The following is a 17,699-nucleotide window of genomic DNA, read 5'->3' on the forward strand; positions in this document are numbered from 1 at the left end:
GCATCTGGCCTACGCGCACCATCGTGCTGCGTCACAATGCGCCCACGACACATTGGGGATAGGGGCCGGCCATTTCGGATTTGCTCACCTCCAGGGTTGACCGGCGACGGGATCCGGTGTCTTGCGCAAGGCAAAGGGTGGATGTCCGTTCGCCAAACGGCGTGACGCAAGCTCCGCTCCATGCATGGACGCTAATGGGCGTTCTATCTCAACGAATTAGTGGTCTCCCGCATGGCGCAATTCGCCCTTGAAACCGAGATAACAGCGCCTGCCGTTCCGGCCGCTCGCGCGAAGCCTGTTCTTGTCTCGCTGATGACGGCATTGTTGCCCGCATTGGCGCGCTCCAGGCCAATCAGTGCGCTTGTTCTGGCCGGCGTCTCCCTCGCCATGGCCGTGCCGCTGTTCTTTGAGGAAAGCCTGGTGCAGATCGCCTGGCGGCTCTGGTTGTCGCGTCATGTCGTCGATCCGGCGGAAAGCACGCTCGGCGTCTCCATGGTGATCGGCGCCATTGCCTCGCGCGGGCTCGTCCGCCTGCCGCGCCGCCTTGCCGACCAGCCGTCGCCGGAGGACGTCGCCCGTGCGGTCGGGATCCTCGCCAATCAGCCCAATGCCAGCGCCGGTCTTGTGCGTCTCGGCGACAAGAAACTGTTGTTTTCGGAGTGCGGCGGTGCTTTCATCATGTATGCCCGCCGCGGTCGTTCGATGGTGGCGCTGTTCGACCCGGTCGGCCCTAAAGCTCTCTGGGTGCCGCTGACGCTGAAATTCATTGCCGAGGCGAAGAGCCGCCGCTGCCGTCCGGTCTTCTACCAGGTCTCGGCCGACTTTCTCCCGGTCACAGTCGAGGCCCGGCTCAACGCACTGAAGCTCGGCGAGCAGGCGGTGGTCGATCTGTCGCGTTTCAGCCTGGCCGGCGGCGACTGGCTGAAGCTGCGCCGCTCGATCAACCGCGCCGAACGCGACGGCCTTGAATTCCAACTGCTGTCGCCGGCCGACGTGCCTGCGGTATTCGACGAACTGTCGGCCGTCTCCGATGCCTGGCTTTCAGCACACAAGGCCGGCGAGAAGGGTTTTTCGCTCGGCACGTTCAAACCGCATTATGTCATGTCCGAGCCGGTCGCCGTCATCCGCCTCGAAGGCCGCATCGTCGCCTTCGCCAATATCCTGACGACAGCTACCGGCGGCGATGCCTTCATCGACCTGATGCGCCATCTGCCCGGCGCGCATCGCGGCATGATGGACCTGCTGTTTGTCCGGATCATGGAACACCTGAAGGCCGAGGGTTTCCGCAGCCTCAATCTCGGCATGGCACCGCTCGCCGGCCTGTCGACCCACAAGCGCGCGCCGATCTGGAACCATGTCGGCCGCCAGCTCTATGAAAACGGCGAGCGCTTCTACAATTTCCGCGGCGTGCACGCGTTCAAGTCGAAATTCGACCCCGACTGGCAGCCGCGCTATCTCGCCGTGGCCGGCGCCGGCTTCCCGATCGCCTCGCTGGTCGATGTCACCATGCTGATCGGCGGCGGCCTCAAGGGCGTGTTGCGCCGATGAGACGCCTGAAGGCGATCGCAATGTCGATGGTCGTGACGCCGGCGCTTGCGAGCCTCGGGCCGATGGCGCTTGTCGTGGTGTTTGCCCTTGCAGCGTCATTTTCGGTTCCGGCCCGGGCCGCCGATTTTGCCACCGTCAGCCTGCCAACCGACCGGATCGTCATGCCCGAAGGCGAGCCTTCCGGCCTTCTCATCCTGTTGTCCGATGCCGATGGCTGGGCCGAAGACGAGGACCGCATCCAACGCAGGCTGGTCGACAAAGGCGCCATCGTTGTCGGCGTCGATCTGCCTGCCTATGTGGCGGCGCTCAGGCGCGAAACGCGCGATTGCCTCTATTTGGTCTCCGATATCGAAAAGCTCGGCCGCCAGATCCATCGCGCCCATGGCATCGAGACGTTCCATCCGCCGATCGTTGCCGGCTGGGGCGAGGGCGCAACGCTGGCGCTGGCGATCCTCGCCCAGACGCCCAACTCGACCATTGCCGAGACGGTCGCGGTCGACCCCGAAGCCGTCCTGCCGCTGGCAAAGCCGCTCTGCACGCCGGCCGAGAAGAAACCGGAGGGCAATGGCATCGTCTATGGCCTGAAACCCGCGCCGCTGCCCGATCCGCTCAGCCTCATCCTCTCGCCGCGGGTGAGTGAAAGCGGGCGCAGCCACGCATTGGCACTGAAAGCCTTCAAGCCGGACATCCGGCTGGAAGACAACGCAGACACGGCCGCTGTCCTGTTGGAGCGCGAGATCCTGGCCGCGTTGGAGCGAGGTGCGGCAAGCCGCGCGCCGCTCGACCTGCCGATCGTCGAATTGCCGGCCGAGCCGCGTTTCGACACGCTGGCCATCATCTATTCCGGCGACGGCGGCTGGCGCGACATCGACCAGAAACTCGGCGGTTTTCTCCAGGCCGAAGGCGTCCCGGTCATCGGCATCGACGCGCTGCGCTATTTCTGGCAGGAACGCAGCCCGGAGCAGACTGCCGAAGACCTGTCGCGCATCATCGCAACCTATCGCGATCGCTTCGGCGTCCGGAATGTCGTGTTGATCGGCTATTCCTTCGGCGCCGACATCCTGCCCGCCACCTACAACCGCCTGCCGCCGGCCGACAAGGCCGTGGTCACCCAGCTCTCCCTGCTGGCGCTGTCGCACAAGGCCGATTTCGAGATCGCCGTCACTGGCTGGCTCGGCATGAGTGGCACCGGCAAGCACGGCGATCCGGTCGAGCACCTGAAGACGGTCGAAGCGGCCAAGATCCAGTGCATCTACGGCCTTGCCGAGACGGCGAGCGCCTGTCCGGCTGTCGCTGCCATCAGCGGCGCCCAGGTGATAGCCCGCCCCGGCGGCCATCATTTCGACGGCAATTACAAGCTGCTCAGCGATCTGGTCCTGAAGCGTCTCGGCTCGACCTGAGCAGAGACGTTGGGGGTAGCGCCGGAAAACCTTTGCCCGCGGTAGCAAACCTCATGCCTTATCAGCTCTTGCATTCTGCGCTATATTGACGGGCAGTTCCAACCGGACCATCGCCGATGACCTCGAATGCCAAACCCCAAGCCAAGCCGAGCGTGTTGCAGGACGAGGAATTCCAGGCCGCTGCCAAAAGCGTGCTGCGCGAGGGAGAAACCGTCTCTGACCTAATCGACCGATCCGCCCGCGCCGAGGTCGAATATCGCAAGGCCCAGGCCGCTTTCATCGCAAGAGGGCTGGCGTCGCTGAAAGAGATGGAAGAGACCGGCGTATATTATACCGCTGAGGAGGTGCATGCCGAGTTGCGTGCCATGCTTGACGCCAAGAAGGCCGAGCTGGCGAAGTGAGGTGGCGGATCCACTACACCCCGAATGCGCGTGCGGACTTGACGCGACTCTATCGGTTTCTGCTGGATAAAGATCTGGTTGCCGCAGAGCATGCTCTGGCGTCAATTATCAAGACCGTAAATACGCTGGCAGATTTTCCGCTTGCGGGCCGGAAATCGTCCGGTTCAGATGAAAATCTGCGCCAGTTGGTCATTCCATTTGGACGCTCCGGCTATCTGGCTCTGTACCATCTTCAAACGGGAAACACCGTCGTCATTCTTGCGATCCGCCACCAGCGCGAGGATGACTACCGTTGACCTTTCGGCCTCACCGGTCACTCGTCTCCCACCGCGGATTGATCCACGGTTCCTGGTTGCTGCGGGGCAGGGGCTGCTTGCCGAGAATATGGTCGGCAGCCTTTTCGCCGGTCATGATCGACGGGCCGTTGAGATTGCCATAGGTCAGGCGCGGGAAGATCGAGCTATCGGCGACGCGCAGGCCCTCGACGCCGATCACCCGGCATTCCGGATCGACGACGGCCATCGGGTCGTCCTTTGAGCCCATCTTGCAGGTGCCGCTCGGGTGATAGGCGCTTTCCAGGTGTTCACGCAGGAAAGCGTCGATCTGATCGTCGCTCTGCACGCCTTCGCCCGGCTGGATTTCCGGTCCGCGAAACGCGTCGAAAGCCTTCTGGCCGAAGATCTCGCGGGTGAGGCGCACGCAGTGGCGGAATTTCACCCAGTCTTCCTCATGGCTCATATAGTTGAAGTTGATCAGCGGGTCGGCCATCGGGTCGGCCGAGGCGAGCGTCACCGCACCGCGCGACTTCGAATGGTTGTAGCCGACATGCACCTGGAAGCCGTGGCTTTTCGCCGCCGCCTTGCCGTCATAGGAAATCGCCACCGGCAGGAAGTGAAACTGGATATCCGGCTGCTTGACGCCCGGCGCCGAGCGCACGAAGGCGCAACTCTCGAACTGGTTCGAGCCGCCCAGCCCCGTGCCGGAAAACAGCCACTGCGCGCCGGCGACCCCCTGCCAGAACCAGGGCAGCCAGGAATAGAGCGACACAGGCTTGGTCGAGACCTGCTGGAAATAGAATTCCATATGGTCCATCAGATTGGCGCCGACGCCCGGCCGGTCGACCTTGACCTCGATGCCCTTGTCCTTCAGATGCGCCGCTGGCCCGATGCCCGACAGCATCAGAAGCTTCGGCGAGTTGAACGACGACGCCGAGACGATCACCTCGCGATTGGCCTTCACCACCTCTATTCTGCCGTTGCGCTCGATCTCGACGCCCACGGCCCGGCCGTTTTCGATGACGATCTTCCGGGCAAAGCAGCGCACCAGCTCGACATTCGGCCGCTTCATCGCGGGCTTCAGATAGGCATTGGCGGCAGACCAGCGGCGCGAGCGCCAGATCGTCTGCTCCATCAGGCCGAAGCCCTCCTGCTTTTCGCCGTTATAGTCTTGGGTGGTCTCGAAACCCGCCTCGCGGCCGGCCTCGACGAAGGCGCGCACCAGGGGGTTCTTCGCCGGTCCACGCTGGACATGCAGCGGCCCATCCGTGCCGCGCCAGCCCTCCTGGCCGCCATGCGAGTTTTCCATGCGCTTGAAATAGGGCAGCACATCCGCGTATGACCAGCCGGTGGCCCCGAGTTCCTGCCACCTGTCGAAATCGTCCGCCGAACCGCGCACATAGACCATGCCGTTGATCGACGACGACCCGCCGATCACTTTTCCCCGCGGCGCGGTGATCCGGCGATTGTTGAGGTTCGGCTCCGGTTCCGACAGATAACCCCAGTTGTAGCGCTTCATGCTCATCGGCCAGGCGAGTGCCGCCGGCATCTGGATGAACGGCCCGATATCCGAACCGCCATATTCGAGCACCATGACGCTATGCTTGCCGTCTTCGGAGAGGCGATAGGCCATGGCCGAACCGGCCGAGCCCGAGCCGATGATGATGAAGTCTGCTTGATGGGTCATGGAGAGGTCCAACGGATTAGTGGAAAGGGTGACAGGATCATCGCGCTGCGCTATAATCTGGTGCATCGGTATCGCTGAGGGCGACGGTGGCGGGATGAAGGAAGTCGTGGTTTCCCAGCGCGCCGACAAGGTGCTGCAGAGCATGCAACTGAAGCGCCGTCTCGCGATCATCGCAAAGGTGAAAGCCTATGCTCGCGGCGAGAGGGTTGACATCAAGAAGATGAAGGGCATGGAACTCTGGCGTATCAGAGTTGGCGACGACCGGGTCATCATCGATGATCAGGGCCGGATTATTTTGATCGTGGCGGCCGGACCGCGTGGCAGCATCTACAAGGAATAGGAAGCTATGGGACGGATCCAGAGGATCGAAATCGAGGGCAAGGCCTATGTCCTGCTGAGCGAAGAAGACTACGAGGACCTTGTCGATGGTCTCGAAGCCAGTGCTGTGCTGGCTGAAATTGCGGGCGGCCAGGAGGTGTGGCCACTGGACATCGTCGAAGCTCGCGCCAATGGTGAAAACCCTGTTCGTGTTTTCCGCACCTACCGCAAGATGACCGTCTCCGACCTCGCAGCCGCTGCCGGCATTTCCCAGCCTTACCTGTCCGAAATCGAGAGTGGCAAGAAGACCGGTTCCGTCGACGTGCTGAAGCGCATTGCGGCCGCCCTGAAGGTCGATCTCGACGATATTGTCGTGTGAGCCGAAACGCAGGCTGGCCGCCTGAATGGAGTGCCGCGCCAGCCCCCCTCTGGCCAGCCCCCCTCTGGCCAGCCCCCCTCTGGCCTGCCGGCCATCTCCCCCACATGGGGGGAGATCGGCAAGGCGCGCCGGCCTTGCCCGCAGGGGCGCTGTGCTGAATTGTCGAGCGGTATTGGAGGCAAAAGCGTGTGCCGCGCGTGATCTCCCCCCGTGTGGGGGAGATGCCCGGCAGGGCAGAGGGGGGCGAGCTTGCGCGACAGCCGCGTTCATCTCAATACGGCGCCTCGCACTTGCCCATGCCGACATAAACCGTCTTCAGCTCGCTGTAATGCTCCAGCGCGGCTGCCGAATTCTCGCGGCCGAAGCCCGACTGCTTCGAGCCGCCGAACGGGATTTCGACCGGGCAGAGATTGTAGGTGTTGATCCACAGCGTACCTGCCTCGAGCTGGTCGACCACCCGGTGTGCGCGGGAAAAATCTGCCGTGAACACGCCGGCCGAAAGGCCGAATTCGGTGGCATTGGCGCGGGCGATCACCTCGGCCTCGTCGTCGAAGTCGAGCACGCACATGACAGGCCCGAAGATTTCCTCGCGGGCGATGGTCATGTCGTCGGTGACATCGGCAAACACCGTCGGCTGGATGTAATAGCCTTCGCCGGCGCCCTTGCTCGGCGAGACATTGTTGGGAATGCCGCCGCCGGTCAGAAGAGTGGCGCCCTCGGCCTTGCCCTTTTCGATATAGCCGAGCACCTTTTCGCGCTGCGCCCAGGAGACCATCGGCCCCATCTGCGTCGCCTCGTCCTGCGGGTCGCCAATGATGATCGCCTCGGTGCGCTCTTTCAGCCGGGCGAGGAATTTGTCCTTCATCGCCTTGTGCACGAAGACGCGCGTGCCGTTCGAGCAGACCTGGCCGGTGGAATAGAAATTGCCGAGCATGGCGCCGGAAATGGCGCTTTCCATATCGGCATCGTCGAACACGATCAGCGGCGACTTGCCGCCGAGTTCCATGGTGACGTGCTTGAGCGAGCCGGCGGCTGCGGCGGCCACCTTGCGGCCGGTCGGCACCGAGCCGGTCAGCGACACCTTGGCGACATCAGCGTGGTTGACCAAAAGCGGACCGGTGTCGCGGTCGCCCTGGATGACATTGTAGACGCCCTTCGGCACACCCGCCTCGATCAGGATCTCGGCGATCTTCAATGCGCCCAGCGGCGTCATTTCCGAGGGCTTGAACACCATGGCATTGCCGGCGGCGAGCGCCGGCGCGCCCTTCCAGCAGGCGATTTGCTGCGGATAGTTCCAGGCTCCGATGCCGACGACCACACCGAGCGGCACGCGCTTGGTATAAGCCCAGTCACCCCCCAGCGGGATCTGGCTGCCGTTCAGCGCAGTAGCAATGATGCCGCCGAAGAATTCGAAGCTGTCGGCGCCCGACGTGGCATCGGCGACGATGGTTTCCTGGATCGGCTTGCCGGTATCGAGCGTCTCGAGTTCCGAAAGCTCGCGGTTGCGCTCCCGCATGATCTCGGCCGCCTTCTTCAGGATCCGGCCGCGGGCCGTAGGGCTCATCGCGCCCCATTCCTTCTGGGCGCGCTTGGCGGAGGCGATCGCCATCTCGACGATCGCGGGAGTCGCCGCATGCAGCTTGGCGATCACCTCGCCGGTCGCCGGATAGATACTTTCGATGACGGTACCGGCGGTATCTTCGACATATTCTCCGTCGATGAAATGGGAAGCTTTCGGTTGGGCTTTCATAATGTCTCTCCGGACGGGTGTTCGTGTCAGTCTTGTCATCGGGTCTATGCCCCTCATCCCCGGCGCAACGTGTTGCGCCTGACCCTGCCGGGCACCTTCTCCCCGTTGGAACGGGGAGAAGGAGGCGCGAGGCTAGCGTTCGGCTTTCCCTCTCTCCGCCTGCGGGGAGAGGGCAGGGTGAGGGGCAATCTGTTCGGGGGTCACTGCGTGCAGCTGCCCCGTGACATAATCCTCGACCAGCGCCACCGAGGCCTCGATCCCCAGCGGGACCGAGCGCAGACTCTGGCGGATATAGAGCCCGTCGATCATCGCCGCCGCGCCGTCGGCGATGCGGCTTGCGTCATCGCGCGCGCAAAGCGGCGTAAGGCCCGACATCAGGTTGGAATGCAGTCGCCGCGCATAGAGCGCCAGCAATCGCCGCGTTTCTTCCGAACGCTGCGCCTCGGAATAGAAGGCAAGCCAGGCCGCGACGACATCCGGGGCAAACTGTCCGGCCTGGAAATTCACCCGGATCACCGCGGAGACGCGCGCGCGCGGCGTCTGCGCCGTTGCAAGCGCTGCCACGACATCCGTCTTCAATTGCCGGAGCAGTGAGCGGATGGTCTCGATCAGCAATTGCTCCTTGGAGCCGAAATAGTGATGCGCCAAGGCAGGCGAAACGCCAGCCTCGCGGGCAATCTCGGACATCGTCACCGACAGCGAGCCATGGTGGCCGATCGCTTTCAGCGCGGCATCGACAAGCGCCTTGCGGCGCACGGGTTCCATTCCGATTTTCGGCATCGAGCAATCCTTTCGAGGGGTAATATATTTTTGATTGACTGATCAATCAATGAAAATCTTGCCGTCAACATCGTTGATCGCAACAGACTTCGCCACGCTGTCAACGGATCGTTTACGGTAAATCCAGACACCGGCACTGGTCATGGCGCAACCGGTGGTTCGCCGCAGGGTAATGCGGCCGAAGCCGCAGACACGACAAAAGCGCTTCTGCGCCGGACGGTCACGATGCAAGACAGGTTGTGACGCGCGTGCCCGAATGCCGAGACGCTTCGCGCGCAGGTAGGGCCGTCATCAAATGTTCATACGGCTGTCACATCCCGGAAAGGTTTTCTTGACGAATTGCAGGCCAAGTTTCGTCCTATAAAAACAAATGCATACTGGAGATAGTCATGGCTTTGGGCGTTGTTGAGGATGGCGGCGTATTGCGTCGCTTCGCCAATGACCAGTTGCTCACCCTGGCCAAGCTGGTGGTCGAGAACGCACTTCAGCCGATTGTCGAAGTCGGGACGGGCGCCGTCTTCGGCTACGAAAGCCTGATGCGCGGTCACGACCGCATCGGTTTCAATTCGCCGCTTGACCTCCTCGACCAGGCTTCAGCCAGCGGCGAATTGCTGGCGCTGGAACAGATGGTCTCGAGCCGGGCGCTCGCCAAGTTCGCCACCCTGCCGGATTGCGCCGCTGCCACCTTGTTCCTCAATCTCGATGTCCGCCTGATCCGCGATGGCGACGCCTTGGTCGACACGCTGCTCGACCAGCTACGCAAGGCCAATATCCCGCCGTCCTCCGTCTGCTTTGAACTGTCGGAACGTTTCGACAATACCGAGGTGCCGGAATTTGCCGGCCTGGTCGCGCGTCTCCGTCGCTCCGGCTTCAAGCTCGCCATCGACGATTTCGGCGTCGGCCATGGCGAGATGAAGCTGCTCTGTGATTACCCTGTCGACTACGTCAAGATCGACCGCCATTTCATCTCGGGCCTCGACAGCAATCCGCGCAAGCGCCACCTCGTCAAGAACATCGTCAATTTCTGCCATGTCCTCGGCGTGCGCGTCATTGCCGAGGGCATCGAGACGGAGGCTGAATTCATCGCCTGCCGCGAATTCGGCGTCGATCTCGTCCAGGGCTGGTTCATTGCCCGGCCGACCACGATGATCACCGAGCTGAAAAGCGCCTTTCCGCATCTGCAGGAGATCGGCAAGGTTCGTCGCAGCACCCAGTCGCTGGACGAAGTGCTGATCCGCAAACAGATCGAACTGATGCCGACCGTCTACGAGCACGAGAACATCGACCATGTCTTCGATCTCTTCCGCCGCAATCCCGGCCAGACCTTCTTTCCGGTGCTCAACGCCAATGGCGAGCCGCGGGGCATCATCAACGAGATCCACCTGAAGGAATATATCTACCAGCCCTTCGGCCGCGACCTGTTGAAGAACAAGGTCTATGAACGCTCGATCTCGCATTTTGTCGATCGCGCCCCGATCGTCGGCCTGGATGCCGATGCCGAGCGGCTGATGACCATCTTTGCCAATATGGAAGGCTCCGACTGCGTCATCCTCACCGAGAACATGCGGTATGCCGGTGTCGTCTCGGCCGCATCGCTGATCCGCGTGATGAACGAGAAGCGCCTGAAGACCGCCCAGGACCAGAACCCGCTGACCAGCCTGCCGGGCAATCGCGCCATCCGCGACTACATGCGCGATATTGCGCTGGACAGCGATGAGACACGCTTCTTCTGCTACTGCGATTTTGACAATTTCAAGCCGTTCAACGACCATTACGGCTTTCATCTCGGCGACCATGCGATCAGCCTGTTTGCAGCGCTCCTCCGCCGCTATTTCTTCTCCGACGGTGATTTCCTCGGCCATGTCGGCGGCGATGATTTTTTCATCGGCGTCAGCGACTGGAGCCGCGAGGAACTGACAGAAATCCTCGACCGGCTGCTGTCGGATTTCCATGACGATGTCGTCGAGCTCTATTCCGAAAAGGACCGTCACGCCGGCCTGATCAAGGGCTTGGACCGGCATGGCCAGGAACGCGATTTCGCCCTGATGCGCTGCTCGATCGGTGTGCTCGAACTGCCAAAGGGCCGCGTCATCGATGACGTCAACCGCATCAGTGCCGAAATCGCCGATCTGAAGAAGGCTGCCAAGGACAGTGATGCCGGTCTGGTCCTGGGCACGTTCGGCGGCGCCTGAGCGTGATCCACCGAACGCGATGTTTCAGCAGCCGTCGTTGCTTACGACCGGAACAGCTGCAGCATGGTGTCGGCACTGGTATTGGCGATCTGCAGCGCCTGAATGGCGAGCTGCTCCTGCGTTTGCAAGGCTTTCAGCCGCGTCGAGACCTCATTAAGGTCGGCATCGACGAGACGACCGATCCCCGTCTCGATACTGTCGGAAAGCTTCTCGGCAAAGTCAGCCTGCATGTCGATCCGCGTCTGAAATGAGCCGAGTTTGCTTGCACTGCTGATGGCGAGCTTCTCCATATGGTCGACACCCTTGAGATATTGGTCGAGGGTGCGCAGGTTCTGGACGATGTCCACCTCGGCAAGGTCGAAGTCCGGCGCATAGGGCGGGTTGGAGCGCACATTGCCGACATAGACACGGGCGGCACGATTGCCGGCCTCGGGATAGACGGTCTGGTCGGCGGCAAACGTAATGCTGTTGCCGCTGGCGGTCACCGAAAGGGCGCTGCCGCCTGCCGCCTGGGCGATCACCGCGGCGAGGTCGTTGGCGCTGCCGATATAGCCGTCGCTGGTGCCGAGGGCTGCGTCGACCACGCCGCGATCGATCGTATAGGTCTGGCGTCCGCCCGGGCCGACCTCGACGTCGAAATAGACCTCCGCCAGGGCCGACACCGTGAACGGCGTGGTGAAGCCAATCGAAGCCATCGGATACATGTTGTCGTGCTTGGCGCTCGGGGCATTCTCAAGGCCCATGGCGAAATTCGCCGGATAGGCGCCGCCGAAATCCGATGTGACCGCCGAGATCGAGATGCTCGACCCGGCATGTCCGGATGTCTCCAGCGAGCCGATCTCGAATTCGGTTGTCGATGACACGCTGGTAAACATGCTCTCATACGCAGTGGCCGGCACCCCGTTATCCTGGAACACCCGCTCCAGCACGGTACGCAGTTGCATGGCTGTGTTGATCCTGCCATCGGTCGTGCCGAGCGCCGCATCGACCTCTGCCTTGTCGATCGTCAGCGCATAGGAATTGCCTGCCGAATGCGTGCCGGCATCGACGGTGAGGGTGAAATTGATGTAGTCGGTTGCGGTAAATGTGCTGCTGCCGGTGAACGCATAACTTTCATGCCCTTCATGCGCTACGGAGTTGACGCCGGTGTCGCGGAAGCCGCCGATGTCGCCGACGCTGTGCAACTGCTTCTGCAGGATACCGCCGCCGCCAAGGTTCAGCATGCTGGTCTGCTTCAGATCGACATTGATCGTCTTCACCTGCACATTGTTGTTGGCGTCGCGGACGAAGGACGAGACCAGCGAGGTGTTGAGCTGAGCGGTTTCGCTGAGATGCGTCGCCGCATTCGTCTTCAGCCAGTTCTGGCCGCTGAAACCGGACGAGGCGACGACGCTTTCTGCCTGCGCGTTGAACTGGTCGAGTTCCTCCTGGATCTTGGCCCGATCGACGCCCTGTTCTTTCGCCGCGACGAGCTTGGCCTTGTATTCGCCAAGCAACTCCACGACCGCTTCCGTGCCCGTGGAGGCGGTATCGACCGTTGCCGCCCCAAGACCCAGCGCATCGCTGACGGCCGAAATGGCCATCTTGTCGGAGCGCATGGTCGTGGCAATCGACCAGTATGCCGCATTGTCGCTCGCATCCACGACACGCAGACCCGACGCGGTCTGTCCCTGTGTCATTTGCAGATTGGAGGCAATAGAGCGCAAGGTCTGGAGCGCAGTGATGGCGCCCAGATTCGTCAGAATACTGGCCATGAAGATCTCAAGTGTTTTGATTTTTTGTAGCCCGTCATGGGCGAAGTCTTATCGCACAATACAATCGTTTTATGGTTAGCAATCGGTTAATGACGGATGCTAAGAAACGGGACGAACGTGGTGTTCACGGAACTTTTCTGTCCTTCATCTCGTTGATTTCGTGAAGATATATCTTAGTATTCACGTATTCTAACCAAAGAGATGCGCGCCGCAGGTGATGTGAACGTAGCGATCGGTCCGATACTCGGGGTTGCACGCAGAATTTTTGACGGTCGACACCCGGTGCTGCGAACGACAGGGTTTCGTCCGCTTTGCCCACGCCATTTGTCGCGCGTGGCAAAGAGCCTCCTTTTCATCGCAATTGCGCTGCTCTATGCCGGTCAGCAATCAAACCCAGGGAGCCTGCCGATGTCACTTCCCGACACCATGCGCTATGTCGATCTGCCCACCCATGGTCCAGCCGAGGTCATGCGGCTGGCAACCGGGTCTGTGCCGAGACCACGTCCCGGCGAAATCCTCATCCGCGTCGAGGCAGCCGGGGTCAACAGGCCGGATGTCGCCCAGCGCCAGGGAAGCTATCCGGCCCCCAAGGACGCAAGCCCGATCCTCGGCCTCGAAGTGGCCGGCGAGGTCGTGGAACTTGGCGAGGGCGTGTCCGGCTTTGCCCTTGGCGACAAGGTCTGTGCGCTCGCCAATGGCGGCGGCTACGCCGATTATTGCGCGGTTCCCGCGACCCAGGCCCTGTTCTGGCCCCGCGGTTACGATGCGGTCAAGGCGGCGGCGCTGCCGGAAACCTTCTTCACCGTCTGGGCCAACCTCTTCCAGATGGCCGGCTTGACGGAAGGCGAAACCGTGCTGATCCATGGCGGCTCGTCCGGCATCGGCACCACCGCCATCCAGCTGGCTCGGGCCTTTGGCGCGACAGTCTATACGACGGCCGGCTCGGCGGAAAAATGCGCCGCCTGCATGGATCTCGGCGCGTCGCGCGCGATCAACTACAAAGTCGAGGATTTCGTCGAGCTGGTCAGGGAAGAGACCGCCGGCAAGGGCGTCGATGTCGTGCTCGACATGATCGGCGCGTCCTACTTCGACCGTAACCTCCAGGTTCTCGCCAAGGATGGCTGCCTGTCGATCATTGCCTTTCTCGGCGGTGCCGTGGCCGACAAGGTCAACCTGCAGCCGATCATGGTCAAGCGCCTGACGGTCACCGGCTCGACCATGAGGCCGCGCTCCGCGGAAGAGAAACGCGCCATCCGCGACGATTTGCAGCTTCAGGTCTGGCCGTTGATCGAAGCGGGGGAGGTGGCCCCGGTCATTCATCGCGTGCTGCCGATCGAAGAGGTGGCCGAGGCCCATCGCCTGATGGAAAGCTCAAGCCATATCGGCAAGATCGTGCTGACACTGGGATGATTTTGACGGGAGACGGGAAGGGGATTGCCCGGTCTGTTGACCAGCTGACGATCTCCAGCGCGCGAATGATCGTGATTCTGGGGGCAAATGTCCAATAAAGTATTTTCCACGCCTGTCATATAACGTGCCTTGCAGAAACGCTGCAACGCACCTACCTTTTAGTCATCGACAACGTAACGAAAGGAAGGTGATCCAATGTCTAATGAGATTTCGGTCTGCGTTTGGGGCTTTGGCAAGGTGATGGTTTTGACGGGGCAGCCCTCGGCCTGACACCACCTTCCTTCGGCCGCTGCCTGGCAGCGTCCGGGTCCAGCTTAGGGACCAAAACTCATGGAGAGCCGCCTTGTGCGGCTCTTTTTGATTCCGGGCGGTGGTTTTGTTCCGGTCGGTTGTCCAGCGCAGCTTACCAGCCGATCAAGCCGAAACCCGGAACCTTGAGGGCAGGGCGGTTGAAATCGAGACCCGCCACCAGGCCGAGGAAGTTCACCTCGAGACCGCTGCGCGCACCGACCGACATGCCAGCCAATCCGCCGAGGCTGAGATGCAGATCGCGGCCGTCATCATCCAGCGCATAGAATCCGCCATCCGGCAGATAGTCGCGTCCCACCGCATCCGGCGGCAGCACGGCACCGAGGTCCGGCACGCTGCGCAACACATGCGCGACGAAAGTATTGGAATTCGGCCCCGGATAGATCCGATAGCCGCCCGGCTCGCCATGCACATAGGCGGTAATCGCTGCTTCAACCTGGGGGATCAGCCGCTCTGCCTCTGCTCCCTTGATCTCGACCACCAGCCGCGGCGGATTGGAATACCAGAAACCGTCCGGCGCCCGGTGGTTGCGGCGGATCGGCGTTCCCCAGCCAACCTTGTCATAGCGCTGATAGGCGCCGCCCTTTTCCTTGGTCACAATCCACGCATGGCTGGCAACAGCCCCCTTCAATCCACCGGTCATTGCGGAAAACACATAGATTGCCGCTGGCGGGCTGTCCTCCGCCCTGGGCAGGATGCCGGCCGATCCCCAGTTTGCCTCGTTCCATCGCCCCGGCCTGTCCGCCGTTGCCCATAGCCCAGCTGACACAAGGGTCGGCAGGATGAAGACCAGCAGTAGGACGGTCAGCAGGCGGATGATAATTTTCAAATCTGGACCTCGTGCATAAAGCGGTGGATTGCGCTAAGAGCCGGAAACAATCCGGGAATTTTGAGGCAAGGCATGAACAATCCGATCACGGTCGAAGTCACGCGCGGTCAACTCGTCGAGAGCCGCCATCGCGGCATGGCCGTGGTGGTCGATGGCGATGGCAGAATTGTCTTTTCCGCCGGCGATGTCGATGCCGCGGTATTTCCCCGCTCGGCCTGCAAGGCGATGCAGGCATTGCCCCTGATCGAGACCGGTGCCGCCGACGCCTATGGCTTCGGCAACCGTGAACTGGCGCTCGCCTGTTCGTCGCATTCCGGCGAACCGGAGCATGTCGCGACCGCTTCCGCCATGCTGAAGGCCGCCGGCCGTGACCTGTCCGCACTGGAGTGTGGCGCGCATTGGTCCTTCGATCAGGCAACGATCATCAACCAGGCCCGCAGCCTCGACAAACCGACCGCCCTGCACAACAATTGCTCGGGCAAACATTCGGGCTTTATCTGCGCCTGCTGCCATTCCGGCGAGGATCCGACAGGCTATTCCGGGTATGACCATCCTTTGCAGCAGCAGATCCGTGGCATCATGGAAAGCCTGACCGGCGCTGCGCTTGGACCCGACAATTGCGGCACCGACGGTTGCTCGATCCCGGCCTACGCCGTTCCGCTGACAGGCCTTGCTTTTGGATTTGCCAAGATGGCCACCGGCCGGGGGCTGGAGCCGATCCGCGCGCGGGCGGCACGGCGCCTGATCGAGGCCTGCATGGCCGAGCCCTTCTATGTCGCGGGCACGAGGCGCTTCTGCACCCGCCTGATGCAGGCGGCCCCCGGCCGGATCTTTGCCAAGACCGGTGCCGAAGGCGTGTTCTGCGCCGTCCTGCCGGAAAAGGGCCTGTCGTTTGCGGTCAAATGCGAGGACGGCACCACCCGCGCCGCCGAAACCATGATCGCCGCCCTTCTCGCCCGCCATTTCGACAAGGACAGCGCCGAGCAGCAAGCGCTGAGCGCCATGGCCAGTCACACGGTGAAAAACTGGAACGGCATCGAGGTCGGCACGGTGCGCGTCACCGATGCACTGTTTGGCTGAGTGGACATTCAAACAAGGCTGACCGCAAGATTTTTGCCCACCGCTGAGGCTGCCTTCACCAATGTATCAAGCTGGATCCGGTCATTGTTTGGATCCAGAAGTCTTCCGAGTTGCGTGGCGCTGGTCTTCATCCGTCGTGCCATTTCGGACTTGGATATGTTCTGCGCAGCCATTTCCTGCTCGATTTGCATGGCAAGCGTCCGCTTGATCGCAGTCGCCGCAACCTGTTCGTAAATGCCTTCGTCGCGCAAGAAGCTCTCGAAGCTCTCGCCGATATGGGGATTGTCGTGATCACGCATGACGCTGCACTTCCTTCATTCGGCTGATTGCAAGTTTCAGTTCTTTCTCCGGTGTCTTCTGCGTTTTTTTGACGAAGCCATGCAGGAGAACCATCTGCCCATCGAGGATAACAAAAAACACTCGCGAGATCTGTCCTGAGGCGATCACAGACCTGACCTCGTAAAGATCCTTCACGCCGACAATCGATCGGCATTTCGGCATTCCGATCGGCCAGCAGAATTCAAGCGTCGCAATGTCCTCGCCGATTGACTTCCGATCCTGTGGCGAAAGGTCCAAAAGCCACTCTCGGACAGGTCTCCGCCCTGACGCAGAGACATAGAAAACTGCCTGTAGTATTTTGGCTGGAGCCACCGGGCTACCTCAAAAGATATACCTTGTAAGGGTTGTTTTCAAGGAAAAATATATCGCGTGCACGTAATGGCTGTATCTTGCTCGGACGCCTTCCCATCTGCAAGCCTAAGCCACCACAATCTCGACACCCGCCTCCCGGTAACCGCCGAGCCCGCGCGGCTTATCCTCCTGCACTACGATCAGCCCGGTGATCTCGGACATCAGTGCCACCAGGCACGGCGATACCGTATCCAGCTTCTCCAACGTCAGCGGCACATAGGTGGCGGCGCTGCGCTCGACGATGCGCCGCTTGATCGCTGCTTCCTCGAAGTCTCCCGTCGTGAGCCCCTCGACCGGATGGGCGGCGGTGACGCCGAGAAAGAAGATGTCCGGCCGAAGGCGGTCGATCGCGGCAATTGCCGCGGCTCCCACCGCGACCATCGAATGTTTGTACAGCCGACCGCCGATCAGGATCACCTCGATCTCCGGGTGATGCTCGAATTCGGCAGCTAAGGTCGGCGCATGGGTGACCACGGTCAGCGCCATGGCCCGCGGGATCTGCCGGGCGATTTCCTCCGTCGTCGTGCCGCCGTCGAGAAACACCATCTGGCCGGGTGAGATCAGCCGGATCGCGGCTGCCGCCAGCCGCTGCTTCTCCTCGGTCGCCACACCCCGCCGGGTGGTGAAATCCGGCAGCATCGGTGCCATCGGCATCGCCCCGCCATGCACCCGCTTCAACAGCCCGTCTGCCGCCATCTCCCGCATGTCGCGCCGGATCGTGTCTTCCGAGACGTTCCAGTCGCGCGCCAGCTGACCCGCAAGCGCACGCCCCTCGCGTTTCAGGATGTCGAGGATCATCTGGCGTCTCTGCTCGGTCAGCATGGTTTCACCTGTTTGTTCACGAATATGCACGATAATAACAAATATGAGTCGACAATCCAGCGGAATCATGCGGAA

General features: G+C 61.7%; 17 protein-coding genes. 9 read left to right on the plus strand and 8 right to left on the minus strand.

What is annotated here, in order from left to right:
* The first annotated feature begins 231 nt into the window (after window positions 1-231).
* The 4 genes from LQ231_RS07745 (at window position 232) to LQ231_RS07760 (ending at window position 3,645) form a co-directional block, all read left to right on the plus strand.
* A complete protein-coding gene (locus LQ231_RS07745) occupies window positions 232-1,548 on the plus strand; it encodes a phosphatidylglycerol lysyltransferase domain-containing protein (protein WP_230170911.1) in 1,317 nt (438 codons plus the stop codon).
* Complete coding sequence (locus tag LQ231_RS07750) at window positions 1,545-2,948, plus strand: AcvB/VirJ family lysyl-phosphatidylglycerol hydrolase (protein ID WP_230170912.1); 1,404 nt, start codon at window positions 1,545-1,547, stop codon at window positions 2,946-2,948. Before LQ231_RS07745 ends, LQ231_RS07750 begins: the two co-directional genes overlap by 4 nt.
* A 116-nt stretch (window positions 2,949-3,064) precedes the next feature.
* Window positions 3,065-3,349 carry a prevent-host-death protein gene (locus tag LQ231_RS07755; protein WP_113140610.1) on the plus strand — a complete coding sequence of 95 codons (285 nt, stop codon included), beginning with the start codon at window positions 3,065-3,067 and terminating at the stop codon, window positions 3,347-3,349.
* Entirely contained in the window at window positions 3,346-3,645 is a 300-nt protein-coding gene (locus LQ231_RS07760) for a type II toxin-antitoxin system RelE/ParE family toxin (RefSeq protein ID WP_113140611.1), read from the plus strand. The genes LQ231_RS07755 and LQ231_RS07760 overlap by 4 nt, the downstream gene beginning before the upstream one ends.
* A gap of 10 nt (window positions 3,646-3,655) precedes the next feature.
* Here the strand turns inward: LQ231_RS07760 and betA are convergent, their stop codons facing one another.
* Window positions 3,656-5,311 (minus strand): choline dehydrogenase, encoded by a 1,656-nt coding sequence (betA, locus tag LQ231_RS07765; RefSeq protein WP_230170914.1) that lies wholly within the window; start codon window positions 5,309-5,311, stop codon window positions 3,656-3,658.
* Window positions 5,312-5,405: 94 nt separating this feature from the next.
* Here betA and LQ231_RS07770 point away from each other — a divergent pair, with 94 nt between their 5' ends.
* Together LQ231_RS07770 and LQ231_RS07775 are read left to right on the plus strand one after the other, a co-directional pair.
* Entirely contained in the window at window positions 5,406-5,651 is a 246-nt protein-coding gene (locus LQ231_RS07770; protein ID WP_230170915.1) for a cytotoxic translational repressor of toxin-antitoxin stability system, read from the plus strand.
* Between the two features lie 6 nt (window positions 5,652-5,657).
* The gene (locus tag LQ231_RS07775; RefSeq protein WP_230170916.1) at window positions 5,658-6,008 is read left to right on the plus strand and encodes a helix-turn-helix transcriptional regulator; all 351 of its coding nucleotides are present in this window, start codon (window positions 5,658-5,660) and stop codon (window positions 6,006-6,008) included.
* 271 nt (window positions 6,009-6,279) lie between these two features.
* Here LQ231_RS07775 and betB read toward each other — a convergent pair whose 3' ends face one another.
* Together betB and betI are read right to left on the minus strand one after the other, a co-directional pair.
* Window positions 6,280-7,758: a betaine-aldehyde dehydrogenase gene (betB, locus tag LQ231_RS07780; RefSeq protein WP_230170917.1), complete on the minus strand. Its 1,479-nt coding sequence runs from the start codon at window positions 7,756-7,758 to the stop codon at window positions 6,280-6,282.
* A gap of 132 nt (window positions 7,759-7,890) precedes the next feature.
* Window positions 7,891-8,538, minus strand: coding sequence for a transcriptional regulator BetI (gene betI, locus LQ231_RS07785; RefSeq protein WP_230170918.1), 648 nt, complete (start codon window positions 8,536-8,538; stop codon window positions 7,891-7,893).
* Between the two features lie 389 nt (window positions 8,539-8,927).
* Between betI and LQ231_RS07790 the strand changes: the two genes are divergently transcribed.
* Window positions 8,928-10,730, plus strand: a complete 1,803-nt coding sequence (locus tag LQ231_RS07790; RefSeq protein ID WP_113140615.1) for a GGDEF domain-containing protein — start codon at window positions 8,928-8,930, stop codon at window positions 10,728-10,730.
* 41 nt (window positions 10,731-10,771) lie between these two features.
* Here the strand turns inward: LQ231_RS07790 and LQ231_RS07795 are convergent, their stop codons facing one another.
* The gene (locus tag LQ231_RS07795; protein WP_230170919.1) at window positions 10,772-12,484 is read right to left on the minus strand and encodes a flagellin; all 1,713 of its coding nucleotides are present in this window, start codon (window positions 12,482-12,484) and stop codon (window positions 10,772-10,774) included.
* A gap of 408 nt (window positions 12,485-12,892) precedes the next feature.
* On the opposite strand from LQ231_RS07795, the gene LQ231_RS07800 reads away from it, so the two are divergent.
* The gene (locus LQ231_RS07800; RefSeq protein ID WP_230170920.1) at window positions 12,893-13,894 is read left to right on the plus strand and encodes an NAD(P)H-quinone oxidoreductase; all 1,002 of its coding nucleotides are present in this window, start codon (window positions 12,893-12,895) and stop codon (window positions 13,892-13,894) included.
* A gap of 403 nt (window positions 13,895-14,297) precedes the next feature.
* Here the strand turns inward: LQ231_RS07800 and LQ231_RS07805 are convergent, their stop codons facing one another.
* On the minus strand, window positions 14,298-15,032 hold the full coding sequence (locus LQ231_RS07805; protein ID WP_230170921.1) for a DUF3750 domain-containing protein: 735 nt from the start codon (window positions 15,030-15,032) through the stop codon (window positions 14,298-14,300).
* A gap of 72 nt (window positions 15,033-15,104) precedes the next feature.
* Between LQ231_RS07805 and LQ231_RS07810 the strand changes: the two genes are divergently transcribed.
* Window positions 15,105-16,112: an asparaginase gene (locus tag LQ231_RS07810; RefSeq protein ID WP_230170922.1), complete on the plus strand. Its 1,008-nt coding sequence runs from the start codon at window positions 15,105-15,107 to the stop codon at window positions 16,110-16,112.
* A gap of 8 nt (window positions 16,113-16,120) precedes the next feature.
* On the opposite strand, the gene LQ231_RS07815 is transcribed toward LQ231_RS07810, so the two are convergent.
* The 3 genes from LQ231_RS07815 to LQ231_RS07825 all read right to left on the minus strand — a co-directional run bounded on the left by LQ231_RS07815 (window position 16,121) and on the right by LQ231_RS07825 (window position 17,624).
* A complete protein-coding gene (locus LQ231_RS07815) occupies window positions 16,121-16,411 on the minus strand; it encodes a helix-turn-helix transcriptional regulator (RefSeq protein WP_230170923.1) in 291 nt (96 codons plus the stop codon).
* Window positions 16,404-16,763 (minus strand): type II toxin-antitoxin system RelE/ParE family toxin, encoded by a 360-nt coding sequence (locus tag LQ231_RS07820; protein WP_230170924.1) that lies wholly within the window; start codon window positions 16,761-16,763, stop codon window positions 16,404-16,406. Before LQ231_RS07820 ends, LQ231_RS07815 begins: the two co-directional genes overlap by 8 nt.
* 105 nt (window positions 16,764-16,868) lie before the next feature.
* Complete coding sequence (locus LQ231_RS07825; protein ID WP_230170925.1) at window positions 16,869-17,624, minus strand: DeoR/GlpR family DNA-binding transcription regulator; 756 nt, start codon at window positions 17,622-17,624, stop codon at window positions 16,869-16,871.
* Window positions 17,625-17,699: the final 75 nt, after the last annotated feature.

It is taken from the genome of Rhizobium sp. CECT 9324 (assembly GCF_918741265.1).
GTDB lineage: Bacteria > Pseudomonadota > Alphaproteobacteria > Rhizobiales > Rhizobiaceae > Allorhizobium.